General features: G+C 64.2%; 15 protein-coding genes. 9 read left to right on the top strand and 6 right to left on the bottom strand.

From position 1 onward, the window contains the following. Positions 1 to 86 precede the first annotated feature (86 nt). From E2I15_RS13590 to rfbA, 3 genes are all read right to left on the bottom strand, one after another. Positions 87 to 653 (bottom strand): hypothetical protein, encoded by a 567-nt coding sequence (locus E2I15_RS13590; RefSeq protein ID WP_246667879.1) that lies wholly within the window; start codon positions 651 to 653, stop codon positions 87 to 89. Positions 654 to 819: 166 nt separating this feature from the next. Beyond that, positions 820 to 1887 carry a dTDP-glucose 4,6-dehydratase gene (gene rfbB / locus E2I15_RS13585; protein ID WP_137476392.1) on the bottom strand — a complete coding sequence of 356 codons (1068 nt, stop codon included), beginning with the start codon at positions 1885 to 1887 and terminating at the stop codon, positions 820 to 822. Then, positions 1877 to 2788: a glucose-1-phosphate thymidylyltransferase RfbA gene (gene rfbA, locus E2I15_RS13580; RefSeq protein ID WP_028345286.1), complete on the bottom strand. Its 912-nt coding sequence runs from the start codon at positions 2786 to 2788 to the stop codon at positions 1877 to 1879. The genes rfbB and rfbA overlap by 11 nt, the downstream gene beginning before the upstream one ends. A gap of 109 nt (positions 2789 to 2897) precedes the next feature. Between rfbA and rfbC the strand changes: the two genes are divergently transcribed. Together rfbC and rfbD are read left to right on the top strand one after the other, a co-directional pair. Beyond that, the gene (rfbC, locus tag E2I15_RS13575; RefSeq protein ID WP_137476391.1) at positions 2898 to 3452 is read left to right on the top strand and encodes a dTDP-4-dehydrorhamnose 3,5-epimerase; all 555 of its coding nucleotides are present in this window, start codon (positions 2898 to 2900) and stop codon (positions 3450 to 3452) included. After that, on the top strand, positions 3452 to 4363 hold the full coding sequence (rfbD, locus tag E2I15_RS13570; RefSeq protein WP_137476390.1) for a dTDP-4-dehydrorhamnose reductase: 912 nt from the start codon (positions 3452 to 3454) through the stop codon (positions 4361 to 4363). The genes rfbC and rfbD overlap by 1 nt, the downstream gene beginning before the upstream one ends. Before the next feature lie 136 nt (positions 4364 to 4499). Here the strand turns inward: rfbD and E2I15_RS13565 are convergent, their stop codons facing one another. Continuing rightward, on the bottom strand, positions 4500 to 5807 hold the full coding sequence (locus E2I15_RS13565) for a UDP-glucose dehydrogenase family protein (protein ID WP_028331574.1): 1308 nt from the start codon (positions 5805 to 5807) through the stop codon (positions 4500 to 4502). Positions 5808 to 6034: 227 nt separating this feature from the next. Here E2I15_RS13565 and E2I15_RS13560 point away from each other — a divergent pair, with 227 nt between their 5' ends. Further along, positions 6035 to 8383, top strand: coding sequence for a glycosyltransferase family 2 protein (locus E2I15_RS13560; RefSeq protein WP_137476389.1), 2349 nt, complete (start codon positions 6035 to 6037; stop codon positions 8381 to 8383). Here the strand turns inward: E2I15_RS13560 and E2I15_RS13555 are convergent. Next, positions 8324 to 10255 (bottom strand): glycosyltransferase family 2 protein, encoded by a 1932-nt coding sequence (locus tag E2I15_RS13555; RefSeq protein ID WP_349629384.1) that lies wholly within the window; start codon positions 10253 to 10255, stop codon positions 8324 to 8326. The genes E2I15_RS13560 and E2I15_RS13555 overlap by 60 nt on opposite strands. A 132-nt stretch (positions 10256 to 10387) precedes the next feature. Here E2I15_RS13555 and E2I15_RS39215 point away from each other — a divergent pair, with 132 nt between their 5' ends. Continuing rightward, positions 10388 to 10921: a hypothetical protein gene (locus E2I15_RS39215; protein WP_246729402.1), complete on the top strand. Its 534-nt coding sequence runs from the start codon at positions 10388 to 10390 to the stop codon at positions 10919 to 10921. On the opposite strand, the gene E2I15_RS13550 is transcribed toward E2I15_RS39215, so the two are convergent. After that, positions 10876 to 11829, bottom strand: a complete 954-nt coding sequence (locus E2I15_RS13550; protein WP_137476387.1) for a hypothetical protein — start codon at positions 11827 to 11829, stop codon at positions 10876 to 10878. The two genes, E2I15_RS39215 and E2I15_RS13550, sit on opposite strands and share 46 nt — an antisense overlap. A gap of 194 nt (positions 11830 to 12023) precedes the next feature. Here E2I15_RS13550 and E2I15_RS13545 point away from each other — a divergent pair, with 194 nt between their 5' ends. The 5 genes from E2I15_RS13545 to galE all read left to right on the top strand — a co-directional run bounded on the left by E2I15_RS13545 (position 12024) and on the right by galE (position 16339). Beyond that, a complete protein-coding gene (locus tag E2I15_RS13545; RefSeq protein ID WP_137476386.1) occupies positions 12024 to 13259 on the top strand; it encodes a glycosyltransferase family 4 protein in 1236 nt (411 codons plus the stop codon). Positions 13260 to 13274: 15 nt separating this feature from the next. Further along, positions 13275 to 13937: a nucleotide-binding protein gene (locus tag E2I15_RS13540; RefSeq protein WP_016841664.1), complete on the top strand. Its 663-nt coding sequence runs from the start codon at positions 13275 to 13277 to the stop codon at positions 13935 to 13937. Positions 13938 to 14161: 224 nt separating this feature from the next. After that, the gene (locus E2I15_RS13535; RefSeq protein WP_246667878.1) at positions 14162 to 14791 is read left to right on the top strand and encodes a transglutaminase-like cysteine peptidase; all 630 of its coding nucleotides are present in this window, start codon (positions 14162 to 14164) and stop codon (positions 14789 to 14791) included. Between the two features lie 158 nt (positions 14792 to 14949). Next, positions 14950 to 15204 carry a hypothetical protein gene (locus E2I15_RS13530; protein ID WP_137476385.1) on the top strand — a complete coding sequence of 85 codons (255 nt, stop codon included), beginning with the start codon at positions 14950 to 14952 and terminating at the stop codon, positions 15202 to 15204. A gap of 139 nt (positions 15205 to 15343) precedes the next feature. Next, complete coding sequence (gene galE, locus E2I15_RS13525; protein WP_137476384.1) at positions 15344 to 16339, top strand: UDP-glucose 4-epimerase GalE; 996 nt, start codon at positions 15344 to 15346, stop codon at positions 16337 to 16339. Positions 16340 to 16349 lie beyond the last annotated feature (10 nt).

Below are 16349 nucleotides of genomic sequence, written 5' to 3'. Positions count from 1 at the left end.
AGGGCGCGTCAGATGTCGCGCCCGACCAACGGTGACTGGTGCTGGAAGCGATTTGAGAGCGCAGCGACGAGCTGCGTGGCGATCAGCTACAACGGCTCCAGCCGGTACTTCTCAAGCAGACCCTGCGCGGCGGCGCGATTGATCTCTGCCGGCCGTTGGAAGACCGACATATTGTTGGCACGCGCGATTTCGCGCGCGACTGTCCGCACGGAATGGTAATGTGGACGATTCTCGAAGTCGTGAATGGCGATGAAGGCTCCCGGTGCGGCGTGAAGGACGCACTGCACGAAGCAGGCCACGCGAAATCGGCCGTCGACGAAGTACAAATCCGCGGTCTTGCTTTCCGGCCGCTCCCAGATCTGTTCGTGATAGGCGGGCCAGGAGCTCTCCTTCTCCTTCTCCACCGGATAGCCCCACTCGCGCAGCTTGCCGATATCGACGTGCAGCAACTCTGGCTTGGTGCTCGCGTCACGTGTGGCGTCGCCGACGTTGGCGAGCCACTCCGCGGAGGAATCGATGGAGATGACCCACTCCTTCCTGGTTTGACAGGCGAGCCAGGTGCTGCCTCCCGACCCGAATTCCAGATAGCGCCTCGAGAGATCCACGAAGCTTTTGAATAGTGTCAGTTCCTGACCGTCCATTGCGATTTTCATGGCGGGCTCCCGTGGTTTCTCGATTTGCTGTCTGGCGGGTGGCTGCCAATCCACCGTCGGAAGGCGGTCGCGGCTGGTCAAACCGCGATGAGATCCGGTTCGATCGTCATCGCGGTTCTGCGCTTCCCGTTGGCCATCCACGCCCGTGATTTGGATAGATCGGCGGCTATTGGTTCAGGCCGACGCGCTCCACCTTGTAGCCGCCCTCCAGGATGGCGCGCCACCAGGGTTGCTCGTCGACGTACCAGCGCACGGTCTTGGCGATGCCGGTCTCGAAATTCTCCTCGGCGCGCCAGCCGAGCTCGGTTTCGAGCTTGGTGGCGTCGATGGCGTAGCGGCGGTCGTGGCCGGGCCGGTCGGCGACGAAATTGATCAGCTGGCGGCGCGGGCCTGCTGCCGCGGGCACGACCTCGTCGAGCAGGTCGCAGATGCTCTCGACCACGTGCAGGTTGGTGCGCTCGTTGCGGCCGCCGACATTGTAGGTCTCGCCGACCTCGCCGCGCTCCAGCACCAGCGTCAGCGCCTTGGCGTGGTCCTCGACGAACAGCCAGTCGCGGATGTTCTTGCCGTCGCCATAGACGGGCAGCGGCTCGCCGGCGAGCCCCTTGATGATCATGTGCGGGATCAGCTTTTCCGGGAAGTGATAGGGGCCGTAATTGTTGGAGCAGTTGGTCACCAGGGTCGGCAGCTCGTAGGTCTCGCGCCAGGCCCGCACCAGGTGATCGGACGATGCCTTGCTGGCCGAATAGGGCGAGTTCGGCGCATACGCCGTCGTCTCGGTGAACAGCCCCTCATCGCCGAGCGAACCGAACACCTCGTCGGTCGAGATATGCAGGAAGCGGAACCGGTCGCGCTTCTCGGGCGAGAGCGTACGCCAGTGGCGCAGCGCCTCCTGCAGGATCGTGAAGGTGCCGACGATGTTGGTCTGGATGAATTCGCCGGGACCGTCGATCGAGCGGTCGACATGGCTTTCCGCGGCAAGGTTCATCACCGCATCGGGCTGATATTTCTCGAACAGCCGGCGCAGGTTCTGTGCCTCGCAGATGCAGGCCTTCTCGAAGGTGTAGTTCAGGCTTTCGGCGGCACGGGGCAGGGAAGCCAGGTTTGCCGCGTAGGTCAGCTTGTCGATGTTGACGACGCGGGCGTGGGTGTCGCGCAGCAGGTGACGGACCACGGCGGAGCCGATGAAGCCGGCGCCGCCGGTGACGAAGATCGTCGATCCCTTAAACCGCATGTTTGAATACCTCCGCCGCGCGGGGCTCGCCGTGGAACGAGCGGTAGACCGACAGCAGGTACTCGCCGTAGCTGCTCTTGGCGGTCTTCTGTGCCACCCTCGCGAAGGCTTCGAGCGAGATGTAGCCCTGGCGCAGCGCGATCTCCTCGGGGCAGGCGATGCGCAGGCCCTGGCGCTGCTCGAGGATCTGGACGAAGTGACTGGCCTCCACCAGCGAGGAATGGGTGCCGGTGTCGAGCCAGGCAAAGCCGCGGCCGAGCACCTCGACATAGAGGTCGCCGCGTTCGAGATAGGCCTTGTTGACGTCGGTGATCTCGATCTCGCCGCGCGGCGATGGCCTGATGCCGGCCGCGATGTCGACCACATCATTGTCGTAGAAGTAGAGGCCGGTGACCGCGACGTTGGACTTCGGCCGCTTCGGCTTCTCCTCGATCGACAATGCCCGGCCGGTGCCGTCGAGCTCGATCACGCCGTACTGCTCCGGCGCGTTCACGACGTAGCCGAACACGGTGGCGCCTTTCTTGCGGATCGAGGCGGCCGACAGCATGCTCGGCAGGCCGTGGCCGTAGAAAATGTTATCCCCTAACACAAGGGCAACAGAGTCATCACCGATGAAGTCGCGTCCGACGATGAAGGCGTCGGCGAGACCTCGCGGGGTCTCCTGCGTGGCATAGGCGAACCGGACACCCATCTCGCTGCCATCGCCGAGCAGGCGCTGGAACAGCGGCTTGTCCTGCGGCGTGGAAATGATCAGGATATCGCGGATTCCGCCCAGCATCAGCGTCGACAGCGGATAGTAGATCATCGGCTTGTCGAAGACGGGCAGCAGTTGCTTGGAGACGACTGTCGTCACCGGATAGAGGCGCGAGCCGGTGCCACCGGCAAGGATAATGCCTTTCATGGTCCCTCACAATTTGACTATCAGAACATAACATATAGCGTGCGCTGCACAAGTTTGTTATGAGAGGGAAATTAACATTTCGGGCGCGTCAAACTGGAACAAATGTTAGATGAACGTCATCAAGACCGAGCTTCCTGAAGTCCTGATCGTCGAGCCGAAGCTGTTCGGCGACCAGCGCGGCTTCTTCCTCGAGACCTACCAGTCTCCGCGCTATGTCGAGCACGGCATCACGCGTCCCTTCGTGCAGGACAACATGTCCCGCTCGGCCTATGGCGTGCTGCGCGGGCTGCATCTGCAAAACCCCGTCACCCAGGGCAAACTCGTTTCGGTGCTGCGCGGCAAGGTGCTGGACGTTGCCGTCGACGTGCGCGTCGGCAGTCCGAATTTCGGCAAGCATGTCGCGGTCGAATTGAGCGAAGACAACCGCCGGCAATTATGGGTGCCGCGCGGCTTCGCTCACGGCTTCGTGGTGCTCTCGGAGACCGCCGACTTCTTCTACAAATGCGACGATTTCTACAGCCCCAAGGACGAGCTCTCGATCCGGTGGAATGATCCCGCGATCGGGATCAAATGGGGCGTCGACAAGCCACAACTGTCGGCCAAGGATGCGGACGCGCCGCTCCTGGCCGACGCCAGCAACCTTCCGACCTATGGACAAATCTGATGCGGATCTTGTTGACGGGAACACGCGGCCAGGTTGGCAGTGCGCTCAAGCCTCTGCTGGAAAGCCACGGCACGATCATCGCGCCGCCCACCGCCGAGTTCGATCTGTCGAAGCCGGAGATGTTGACGAGCCAGCTTGAGAGTCTGAAGCCCGATCTCATCATCAATCCGGCGGCCTATACCGCCGTCGATCGCGCCGAGGACGAGCGTGAGCAGGCGTTCCTGGTCAACGCGAAGGGGCCCGAGGTGATGGCCAAATGGGCTGCGGCGAACCGCGTGCCGCTGGTGCATTTCTCCACGGACTACGTCTTCAATGGCTCGGGCGACAGGCCGTGGCGCGAGGACAGCCCGACAGAACCGCTGTCGGTCTACGGCGCCAGCAAGCTTGCCGGTGATGCCGCGATCCAGGCGGCGGGCGGGGCGCACCTGATCGCGCGCACCTCATGGGTTTATGCCGCAAAGGGCACGAATTTCCTGCGCACCATCGCGCGGCTCGCCGGCGAGCGTAAGGAGCTGCGGATCGTGGCCGATCAGATCGGTGCGCCGACCACGGCATCAGCGATCGCCAGTGCGGTCGCCGGCATCGTCCTGCCGAACCTCACCACGTTGCACGATCAGCTCGTGCGCAGGGGAGGTGTCGTCAATCTCGTCTGCGCCGGCGAAACCAGCTGGCACGGCTTCGCAACCGCCATTGTCGGCGGGCTGAGGTCTCGCGGCGTCACGCTGGCGGTCGAGAACGTCGCTCCGATCGCAACGGCCGATTTTCCGACCAAGGCGGTGCGTCCGGGCAATTCGCGGCTGGACTTGTCGCGGCTGCAGGCGCAGTTCGGCGTGGCAATGCCGACCTGGCAGGAAGCGCTGGCGCGCGAACTGGATGCATTTGTCCAGCTCGGCGCGCCCGCCCACGCTTAAGGCGCCTTCAGAAGCGGATGCCGGTGCGCGTGAAGAAAACGCGTCACACAACAAAAGAGCCCTGGTTCTGATTTGATCAGAACCAAGGCTCCAGGATTGAACCGACCGGCGGGCTATCGTCGCCAGGCGCGAGCGCTCAGCGCGGCCGACCGATGCTGTCGTAGGTGAAGCCGTGCGCGGCCATCTCGTCCGGACGGTAGATGTTGCGCAGGTCGACGACGACCGGATGCTTCATCTCCTGCTTGATGCGCTTGAGATCGAGCGCGCGGAACTGGCGCCACTCGGTCACGATCACCAGCGCATCCGCCTGGCGCGCGCATTCATAGGCATCCTTGCAGTACTCGATCTCCGGCAATTCCTTGCGCGCCTGCTCCATGCCGATGGGATCGTAGGCTCGAACCTTGGCGCCGAAGTCGATCAGGCCGTTGATCAGCGGGATCGAGGGGGCCTCGCGCATGTCGTCCGTATCGGGCTTGAAGGTCAGGCCAAGCACGCCGATGGTCTTGCCGCGCAGCTCGCCGCCGAGCACGTTGGCGACCTTGCGCGCCATCGCGCGCTTGCGGTTGTCGTTCGCGGTCAGCGTGGCCTCGACGATTTTCAGCTGGACGTCGTGGTCGAGCGCGGTCTTGAACAGCGCACGGGTGTCCTTCGGGAAGCACGAGCCGCCATAGCCGGCGCCGGCATGCAGGAACTTGGTTCCAATCCGGTTGTCGAGCCCGATGCCGCGCGCGACCTCCTGCACGTTCGCCCCGACTCTCTCGGAGAGATCGGCGATCTCGTTGATGAAGGTGATCTTGGTGGCAAGGAAGGCATTTGCGGCGTATTTGATCAACTCAGCCGTGCGGCGCGCGGTATAGAGGATCGGCGCCTGGTTGAGATAGAGCGGACGATAGACTTCGCCCATCACCCTCTTGGCCCGATCGTCCTCGGTGCCGACGACGATGCGGTCGGGATGGCGAAAATCCTGGATTGCGGCGCCTTCGCGCAGGAATTCGGGGTTCGACGCAACGGCGAAATCGGCGTCGGGATTGGTTTCGCGGATCAGCCGTTCAACCTCGTCGCCGGTGCCCACGGGCACGGTCGACTTCGTCACCACCACGGTGAACTTCTTGAGCGCTGCGCCGATCTCCTTGGCGGCAGCATAGACGTAGCTCAGGTCCGCATGGCCGTCGCCGCGCCGCGAGGGCGTTCCAACCGCGATGAACACGGCATCGGCGTCCGCGACGGCGCCCGCCAGCTCCGTCGTGAAGGTCAGCCGTCCGGCCGCGGCGTTGGTCTCGACGAGCTTATCGAGGTCAGTTTCGTAGATCGGGATCTTGCCGCGCTTCAGGGCTTCGATCTTGCCGGCGTCCTTGTCGACGCAAACGACCTGATGGCCGAAATCGGCAAAACACGCTCCGGACACGAGACCTACATATCCCGTTCCAACCATTGCAATCTTCATGAATCCGCTCGTCGATCAGTGTGGAGAGGAGGAGTTAGCACTAGCACAATTGGCGCCGATAACGCCAAGTTTTATGGCGTATAGTTTGTGTTGGAGGTCGGCGGCTTTTTGTGCAAACGGTGATCGCCTCGGTGCAGCTGAGCGCCCGCTAGTCACCTCGGGCGCACCATGGACACATTCTCAACTTGAAATCGACCGACAATCGAGCCGCCGTTTCAGGGGTGGACATGAGCACGAAGACGATTGGCAAGCAGAAGCCCTCGGGAGCTGAATACGCGTCGTTGCAAACGCAGTTCTCCAGACACGATCGCACGACGTTTTCCGGGTTTGTCTATGATCCCGCCGATCTCGGCCGACGCTACACCGTCGACCTGCTCGTCGACGGCGAGCCATACATGTCATCATTGTGTGACGAGTTTGTAACGGAGCTTGCGGAGGCCGGGATCGGCGACGCGCGATTTGGCTTTACCTTCAACGTGCAGGATCAGGTCAGCGCGAACGCTGGGATCATTGAGGCAAGGTTGGCAAATATCGGCAGTCCGGTCGGGGCCCCGATTCGCTGCGATGTCGCCGCGCCGGAAGCGCGCTGGCACCGGATCGGCGATATCGAGTGGGTCGGAGGTTTGCGCTTCGAAGGCTGGCTTGCTCAGGACATCGACGAGGACATCGAAATCCTGATCGCGCAACGCCCGGTGATGACCGTGAAGCCGACCGGGTGGACCAACGTTGCGCGGGGTGGCGAGTTCGGCGTCGGCCGCCGGATCGATTTTCATCTGCCCGAGCATTTTGCGGACGGCCGCATGCGCGGCCTATCCGCGCGGACGATTTCGGGACGGAGCCTGGTCTCGGAGCCGATTTCCTTTGTCGCTTTCGATCGCGGATTGGAGCAAACGCTCGCGGATCTCGGGCGCTGGGACAGCGAGCGGCTTCGTGGAGAGCTGTTCGACCGGGTGCTGCCGGCCTCGATGCCGTTTCACGCCTATCGCGGCTGGAAGGAGCGCTTCTCGCCGACGACGCGATCTGAACAGTCTGACGTCGCATCCGAGGCGGCAGTGGTCCTGATCGGCGATGCCAGGGTGGACGAGAGCATCGAAAGCCTCGAAGCCCAACGGCACTCGGCCTGGTCGGCGGTGTCCCTGCCGGCGCGGGCGTTCAGTCAATTCGATCCAAAAGCGGCGCGCGAGTTTGTCGATGGCGATGCCGCCGGCAGCGCGTTCTTCGTGTTTTGTCTGAGCGGAACGATCCTCGCGGAAGACGCCTTGCAGCGCTTCGCCGATCTGTTCGCGTCCGAACCCGGCTGCGATCTCGTCTATGGCGACGTCGAGGTCGCTGCGGGCGCCGGCGCTGTCTGGCCGCTGGCGTTTTCGGCGTTCGATCTCGAGCGCGCGCTCGAGCAGGGCTATGGGGCGTATTGTTTCGCGGTGCGCCGGGAACGTGCCCTGGACGCGCTGCGATCGGCGACGTCGCTCTACGACATCTTCCTTTGCTGCGCGGAGCCGGATCGAACCTATCATCTTCCGGGATCGGTTGCGGCATTGCCGCGGATCGATGCATCGGCCGCGACGGCCGAACTGGTCGCTGCAAGCAAGGCGTATTTCGCCAGGGCCGGCATCGAGGCCAATGTCGAGCCGCGGAAAGCGGGCCTTCTTCCGGCCGTTCAGGTCAAGCGCGCCGTCGATTGGAACGAGCGCACCACCATCATCATCCCGACGAGAAATCGCGCCGAGCTGCTCAAGCGATGCATCGAGACGGTCATGCCGGCGGCGCATGAGACGAACGCCCGGATCCTCGTCGTCGACAACAGCTCGACCGAGCCGGAAACGCTGGACTATCTGGATAGCCTGTCCGCGCAGGAAATCGACGTCATCTCGGTCGAGGGGCCGTTCAACTTCGCATTCATCAACAACGCCGCCGTCGCTTGTGTTGATACCGACAACATCTGCTTTCTCAACAATGACGTCGAGGCGCTCGACGACAGCTGGCTGGCGGAGATGCTGTGGCGGCTCGCGGCTCCCGATGTCGGAGCCGTCGGCGCAAAGCTGCTCTGGCCGAGCAGCGTCGTGCAGCACGGCGGAGTGGTGCTGGGGGCCAATTTCTCGGCCGCGCACGCCTTCAACGACCGGATGGATGGCGATCCCGGCTATGGCGATCTGCTTCAGGTGGCGCACGAATGTTCGGCGGTGACGGGAGCGTGCCTCTTGATGCGCAAGCGCGATTTCGTGGCGGTCGGCGGCATGGACGAGATCCGCTTTCCGATCAGCTTCAACGATATCGATCTGTGCCTGAAGCTGCGCCAGCTTGGAAAGCGGATCGTGTTCACGCCGGACGCGAAACTCGTTCATTTGGAGTCGGCAAGCCGCGGCCGCGATTCCGCGCCGGATCGCAGGGCACGCTTCAGGCGCGAGCTGTCGATCCTGCGCGCGAAATGGGGAGAGGTGCTGCTCGACGATCCCTATTACAGCCCGCTGCTGGGGCTGGATTCGACGCCGTTCTCCTCGCTTGCATGGCCGCCGCGATCATGGAAGCCGCGCGCCAACCTGCCGCCGGTGCCGACCGCTCCTCCGATCGGGTTGTAGCAGGACGTCCTCGACCACCCAGTCGCATACGGCGGCAACCGTTGCATCGCCATCAAGGCCCGGCTGCAGCTTCAGGTCCGTGCTTCGGCCACGCCACGGAGGCGTTGGACTCCATTCCGTCGCGGCGATCGGCAGCCCGGTTGCCAGCAGCGCCTCCACCAATGGATGACCAAACGCCGGTTCGCCGATGTCGAGAACCAATTTCGTGATGCCGTGGGCTTCGACCAGCGTGGCGACGTCGTCGACCGCAATATCGCCGGTGACGATGACATTGGTGCGCTGCATCAGCTTGAGATCGTCGAGGGTACTTCCCAGCACGATGATCTCGACGTCTTCGTCGGCGTCGGCCAGTTGATCGCTCAACGCTCGTATGAAGCGAAATTCCGTGGCGTTGGCGTGCAGGACCAGCAGGCCGAGACGCGCGGGGCCGCTCACGGCGGGATACAGCGCCGGCGGCGCAGACGGGTCACTCAACCTCACGACTTGCAGGCCGAGAACGGCTTCCGAAAAGGCTGTGCCGTCGTCGCCGATCGCAGTCACGCGCCGCGCCCCGGCGACCAGGCTCGTCCAATCCGGATGAACGCCTGATCCAAATGCGGTGCGCATTGCAAGCGCGGTGTCGGTGATCAGGAGATCGTAGCCAAAGTGTTGCGTGAGCTGCGCCAGACATGCGCCGGGAATGCGGTTCGGCTCCGCAATCTCGAGCGACCGGATTCCGAGATCGGCGAGAAACCTCAGAAGAGCTTCGCGGCCCTCAGGCGTCGCAACGTCGAGTGCGATCGACTGCGGCGCTCCGCCATCCGGATCGAACATCGCAGCCAGCTGGCGGTGTCCCTCGGAGCGGATCTGCACCACCAGACCGTGCTGACCCTCTGCAGCCAGCTGCCGGCAGCGCCTGACGGCGATTGCGTGGCCGGCGGACGAGCCGCAGAGGATGACTGTGGGGCCGGCGGCGACCTGCTGGTTCGTGAGCAGCTTGAGCTCGAGCGCCGCCCGGCAATCGCGGAGTGGATCGGCAAGCAGGAATGCGGCGCATTCCGTCGCATAGCGCCGGTAGCGGTGTTCGAGAACGCGAAGATTTCGCATCACGAGCGAACGCTTCTCTCCAAGAAACGAGCGCGAGCCCTCGTGCCCGACGAAAACCGAAGGAATGCACACGTTGCGGAAGCCGGCCTCCGCTGCGCGCAGGCAGAAGTCGACGTCTTCGAGATAGCCGCGATAGAAGTCGTCGGAGAGCTCGCGCACGGCATCGAGGCATTCGCGGGTAATGTAGAGGCAGAACCCGATGCCGTTGGGGATGTCGATCGCAATCCCGGAATTTGCCCTGCCTGCAAGTTCATCCAGCAATTCGATTTCGTCGGCCGCGGGCAGGGGATTTGACCGGTTCGGGATCGGAAAGCTGGTGTATTCGCCGTTGTTCGACAGCGGGGTCGCCGTGCCGACGCGCGGCGTCGATTGCACGGCGCTGCGCAGGCGTTGCAGCGCGTATTTCGGCACGATCGTGTCCGAGTTCAGCAGCACGACGTCGCCGGCGCCGGTCTCGCCGAGCGCGCGGTTGACCGCGCCGACAAAGCCAAGATTGTGCTCGTTGGTCAGCAGCCGGATGCGGAACTCGGCGGCGAGCTCGTTGAGCAGGCGCTTGATGTCGGGCTCGGGCGAGGCATCATCCACGACGACGATGGTCGAGCCCGGCGTGCAGGCGAGCGCATTCAACGCGCTGTCGATGCAGGCTCGTGTCGCGGCCAGATCCCCGTATACCGGGATGATGATGGTGAGCGGAGGAGGTTCGCCGTTTCGAAGGCGAGCCGGCCGGCGTGGTGCGCTCCGGTGATCCGGAACGCGGTTGGCCGGGAGTTGAACACTTGCGATCACGCGGTCCGCCTGCGTGATCTGCAGGCGCTGCGAGGTCGCGGACGCGGGCCGTATCAGACGGAAGCTCGCGGCATGTCGCCCGTCACGCGCGAATCTGTGGCGTGAATCGGCGGGAAGCTGGATTGTGCTGGATTGGTCCGCCTGTGCCAGCGAAAGGTGCGGGTCGTCCGGCCCGCGCCACGTCACCCATCCCTTCACCTCTTCATCGAGAAAGTCGATGCGGGCGCAGCTGTCCTGGCCGCTCTGTTCGAGCAGCAGCAGGGCGCCCCTGACCGAATCCGGATCGTCATCACGCCGCGTGACGCTTCGCGCCGCCTCGATCTGCTGAAGCTCGTCGCCCCAAGCCATCATTCGCCGCGCAGCGACCAGATCGTCCGGCTCGAGCTCGAGCGCCCTCGCGACACCGGCGATCGCCGCATCCCTGAGATCGAGATGAAACAGCGCTTCCGCGCGCAGCAGATGGGCGCGGGCGTCCGGATGCGGCAGGATCCGGCAGCGGCGGTCGGCGAGCGCGAACGCCAGGCGGAAATCACGCGCCTCGAGCGCCCCCACGGCGGCCCGCTCGAGATCGACGTGGTGAAGCGTTTTGGACGTAAAGGCGATCCTGCGCGCGTCGGCGGTCAAATGGCGCCCTTATCTGCCCGCATGGTCAGCCTGCCGTCTTGACGGCGCCCCTGCCGGCTCCGGAACACGCGCACCCGTCCCTCGAGGCGCGGTCCGTCCTGGTGCGGCATCGGAGTGGCGGGTTCGATGCGTCTTGGCTGCTGGGGCGCGAGGGGCGCCGCCTGGACCCGGCGCTCCTCGAGATTGAGCTTGAGGCCCACCAGCGGTTCCCGTCCCGAAGGACCCGACACCACAATCCGGTTCCCGGTGACCCGCAGGGCTGGAGCCCCCAGGAAGATGGTTTCGGCCGCGATGGCGTAGCGATCCGCGCCGGGACCCGTGGCCTCCAGCGAGAACCCCGTGATGGCCAATGCGCGTCCCCGGGTTCCGGCAAAGGTTCCGAGAGGAACGAACTGGTTGTCGCCCCGCTGCGGCCGGGCGAACTTGACGGCATATTGCAGGTGGAGATCGCGCGGCTTGTTGGGCCATTCGAGGGAAATTCCCTCGATCCGGGCCGGCGCGGACGGTCCGGCAATCCAGACATTCGAGCCGACCGTCACGTCGCCCAGACCCGCGACATGTGCGAGCAGCTTGAGGTCGCTCAATTCGCCGGGGCCGGCCTCCGGCTCGAACATGTCGTATGGCTGGCCGGCCGGCTGCTCAGCCGGCTGTCCCTGGGTCAGCGGCTCGATCTTGATATTGGCGGCGGTCGACCCTCCGACGCGCCCTGCGGTGACCTCGACGATCAGGCGGCTCGGCCGGGCGACCGACACGACCAGCGCGCTCTCGGGCGCGAACAGGGTTCCATTGACCACGTCCGGTCCGGTAATGATATTACAATTGTTAAGACTGGCGCGATCCGCGTATACGCGCACTACCGGAGGTGACACCTTATCATCTGCGCCATTGTACCGAACCAGGAAGAGACCCCGTGCCAGATCAATGGTTTTCTGCTGAATCTGTTCGTTCATTGTCGCCTGCGAGCCTAACGGAATGGATTGATATGTCCCCTGCAGTGTGCCCCAAAAATCTGTGTGATAGAAGGGGGCTTAATGTTAATCCGGTAAGATAGTTTCGCTCGCCAATCGATGACACACCGCCGGTGATGATGCAGACCCTGACCCCAATCGAAGACCGTGCGGCCGGAGGGCGCGCTCGCCCGCCAATGAACGTCCTGTTCGTCCACAATAACTTTCCAGCCCAGTACCGCCACATTGCGCGTGCGCTCGCAGAGCAGCCCGGCAACAGGGTCGTTGCGGTCGGTTCATCGACCGCGAGCACGACGCCGGATATCCGGCTGCTCAAATATTCGACGACCAAGACGGATTCCGCGGTCGTCCATCCGTTTGCCCGGCGCTTCGATGTCGAATCGCGGCGTGCCGAAGAGGTTCTGTACGCGCTGTCGTCGCTGTCGGGGCAGGGCTTCGTGCCCGACCTGATCTTCGCGCATCCCGGTTGGGGCGAGACGCTGCCGCTGCGCACGATGTTTCCGCGCGCGCGGATCATCCTCTATTGCGAATTCTACTACGGTGCCGAGGGCAGGGACGTCGGCTTCGATCCCGAGTTTCCCATGACGGGCCTCGATGGCAATGTCGCGCTCCATCTGAAGAATGCGACCACGCTGCTGGCGCTCACGGAATGCGATACGGGCGTCTCGCCGACGCCATGGCAGAGGTCGACCTTTCCCGCCGAGTTTCAGAGCAAGATCGAGGTGATCCACGAGGGCGTCGACACCGACGAGGTGAAGCCCAATCCGGTCGCGCGGTTTCAGCTTCCGAACGGTGCGACGCTGTCGGCGGACGACGAAGTGATCACCTACGTCTCGCGCAACCTGGAGCCGGTACGCGGATTCCATGTCTTCATGCGGTCCCTGCCGCGGATCCTCGCCGCGCGGCCGAATGCGCAGGTTGTGATCGTCGGCGGCAGCGGGACATCCTACGGCGCGAATCCACCCAAGGGGTCGAGCTGGAAGTCGATGTTCCTGGACGAGATCAAGTCGGACATCGACCTGCGCCGGGTGCATTTCCTCGGCCGGATTCCTCGGGAACCGTATCTCGAGCTGCTGCAGATCTCATCGGTGCACGTCTATCTGACCTATCCCTTCGTGCTGTCCTGGTCGCTGCTGGAGGCCATGAGCGCGGGATGCGCGGTGGTGGCGTCCGACACCGCCCCCCTTCGCGATATCATCTCGGACGGCAACGGCCTGCTGGTGCCGTTTTTTGATATTGATGCGCTGTCGGATCAGGTAGTCTCGGTGCTGTCACGGCCCAAGGCCTTCAAGAAGATGCGGATGAAGGCGCGCAGCTTCGTGCGGGACAATTACGACGCAAAGCGGGTCTGTCTGCCGCGGATGCTGACGCTCGTTGATGAAGGTGCCCTCCTGCGCACGCACGGGGGATAACGCCAGGAGTTTGCGATGCCGCTTGTCATCTCGGTTGCCCAGCGCAAGGGCGGGGTCGGAAAGACGACCCTTGCGGTCTTGCTGGCCGCAGAACTGGATCGGCGCACGGGTGTGGTGGGACTGGTCGACGCCGACTCGCAGGCGTCCGCGTGTCACTGGGCCGAGCCCGGCAATCTGTCGTTCCCCGTCTACCAGCTTGACCCGGAAACCCGGCCGGTCGCCGAATGGGCCAGGCTGATGCGCCAGATTCCGCATCAGATCATCGTGGTGGACTCCGCGCCGAACGATCGGGTGCTGGGCGCCGTGCTCGCGGTCGCCAATATCGTGCTGATGCCATGCACGCCGTCCGGCCTTGACATCGAGGCCACCGCGCGGACGCTCGACATCGTGCGGGAGGTGCGTGCCACGCGGCGAACGGCGCTCCGTGCCATGATCGTGCCGAACCGCGTCGACCAGCGCACGCTCGAAGGCCAGCAGCTGATCGAGGAGCTCGATACGCTCGACGAGGAGATCGGGCCGATGATCGGCAGTCGCTCGGCCTATGTTCGCGCCGTCGCCTTGGGGCAATCGGTCGCCGATTTCGCCGGCGGTACGCCCGCGGATCTCGAGATCAAGATGCTTGCCGATCTCGTGATGAGCTGGTGCGGGATCGCACCCAGGCAGCGGGTGGCGATTTAACAGAGAGCGCCGCCGGCTTCACGACAGGCCAACCACGCCGGCATGGGAACGAGAGATTTCGGGCCGCAGCCGGCCCTTGATCTGGCGGCGGCGCCCCGCCGAAACGGCTTGGTTAACGGATTGCTCGCGCGCACCCTCGCATTTGAAACAAATGCCGCCGCGCGCTTGAGCCCAAGCTCAAGACATTTCCCGTACATGCTTCCCGTCACTGTGGGGAGTGAGGAATGTACAACGTCAAGAGAGTGATGGCCCTGGTTCTGGCCGTCCTTGCGCTCGGGACAAGCGCTCAGAACACCCAGGCTGGAATGGTCGGCTTCCCGCTGCCGCTGCGCGGCGTGATCGAGAAGATCCGCTTCAGCGAGCCGACGCTGGCGCCGATGGCCTACACCATGTTCTGCATGCGCTATGCCGACGAATGCAAGCCGAAAGCCCGCGCCCGGATGGTGTTCCGCGGCGGTGCCACGCGCCTGACCAGGCAGCGCATCGCCGACCTGATCGAGGTCAACGCGTCGGTCAATCGCAGCATCGCGCCACAGCGCAACGAACGCGGCCTTGCCGGCGAGGAATGGTTGATCAATCCGGCGCGCGGCGATTGCAACGATTATGCGGTCAGCAAGCGCCACGAGCTGCTGGCGCGGGGCTGGCCGATGCGCGATCTGCTGCTGAGCGAGGTGGTGACCTCCTCCGGCGAGCATCATCTCGTGCTGGTGGTCCGCGCCAGGGGTGGAGACATCGTGCTCGACAATCTGAATGCGCAGATCCGCAGCTGGTCGCAGGCGCGTTATCGCTGGGTCAGGATGCAGACCCCGGCGAACCCCGATCACTGGGCCGCCGTCACGCAGGCCGGCGCCTGAAGTTCTGAACGAGCTCCATCGATCGAAAATGGCGCGGCGAGACATTTCGCCGCGCCATTTTTCGTATCAGAGACGATCGCCAGAGCGCTGCGGCGACATTCCCGGAACGATTGGAGGCATCAACGGTTGACTCCGGTCCAACCCACCGAGGCATCGACATGAAGCTGGCCGGCCTTGTCACAACAGCGGCGCTGGTCGTCGCCACCGTCCCCGTCCTTGCACAGGGCACCGGACAGACCACGCAGGGCACAACGCGCTATTCGATCGATGGACCGGGCGGCGGCGTTCCGACGTCGCGGCCGCAGGCGACCCAGCCGGTCCCGCCGGCAACACCGGCTTACCCTTATGGCAGACCGTCACGGCACGCGCCGCCGGTCGGTCAACGAACCAACGTGCCGCTGGGGTCGCGCTAGCCGTCGCTTCGGCTGCAAATCCGTTCGGTCTTAACGCTATTCCCATCGTCATTTTGCCGCCTCGGACGGAATGTCGTACCGATGCGATCACTGCGCCTGTTGAGGCGCAGAATTGGTTCGCGCAGGGCAATAATTTGAAATGGCGAGCAGGGGTTCGATCCTGATCACGGGTGGCGCGGGATATATCGGATCCCATTGCGCCAAGACGGTTGCCGAGGCCGGTTTTCTGCCGGTCGTCTACGACAATTTGTCCACCGGTCACCGTGATTTCGTGCGCTGGGGGCCGCTCGTGATCGGCGATGTCTCCGACCACGACAGGATCGCCGCCACCATCGGCGAGCACGATGCGCTCGCCGTGATGCATTTCGCTGCGTTCAGTGCGGTCGGCGAGTCCGTGGCGGATCCGCAGAAGTACTTCACCAACAACGTTGCCGGCACGCTCGGCCTGCTGCGCGGCATGCGGGAGGCGGGCTGCGACCGCCTGGTGTTTTCCTCTACCGGCGCGGTCTACGGCAACGCCGGACGCGATCCAATTCCCGAGAGTGCCGCAGGTCCGACCGTCAATCCCTACGGCCGCTCCAAGTTGATGATCGAGCAGATCCTGGCCGACTACCGCACAGCCTATCGGTTCAACTCGGTCTGCCTGCGCTATTTCAACGCCTGCGGCGCCGACGCCTCCGTCACCATCGGCGAACTTCGCGATCCCGAGACGCATTTGATTCCGCGCGCGCTGATGGCGCTGCTGGGGCACGTGCCGGACTTTGCGATCTTCGGCGAAGACTATGACACGCCTGACGGCACCGCGGTGCGCGACTACATCCATGTCGATGACCTCGCCAGCGCCCATATCGCGGCGCTCGAGCTGCTGCTGAAGGGCGACGCCGGCGGCGTGTTCAATCTCGGCACCGGCACCGGCTATTCGGTGCGCCAGGTGCTCGACGCGATCCGCGCCGAGACCGGTGAAGCGGTGCCGAGCGTGGTGCGCGAGCGCCGGGCCGGCGATCCGCCGATCCTGGTGGCCGATCCCTCCAGGTCGGAGCGCGGCCTCGGCTTCAAGGCCAGCCGGTCCGATCTCGGCTACATCATTCGCTCGGCCTGGGCCTGGCATCAGAAGGCGCATCCGCGTCGGCGCTAGCCCGCCGCGA

Origin of the sequence: Bradyrhizobium sp. BR2003 (genome assembly GCF_009720285.1) — a bacterium.
Lineage (GTDB): Bacteria > Pseudomonadota > Alphaproteobacteria > Rhizobiales > Xanthobacteraceae > Bradyrhizobium > Bradyrhizobium elkanii.
The sequence above is the reverse complement of the archived record's forward strand: the minus strand, read 5'-3'. Positions and strand labels throughout refer to the sequence as shown.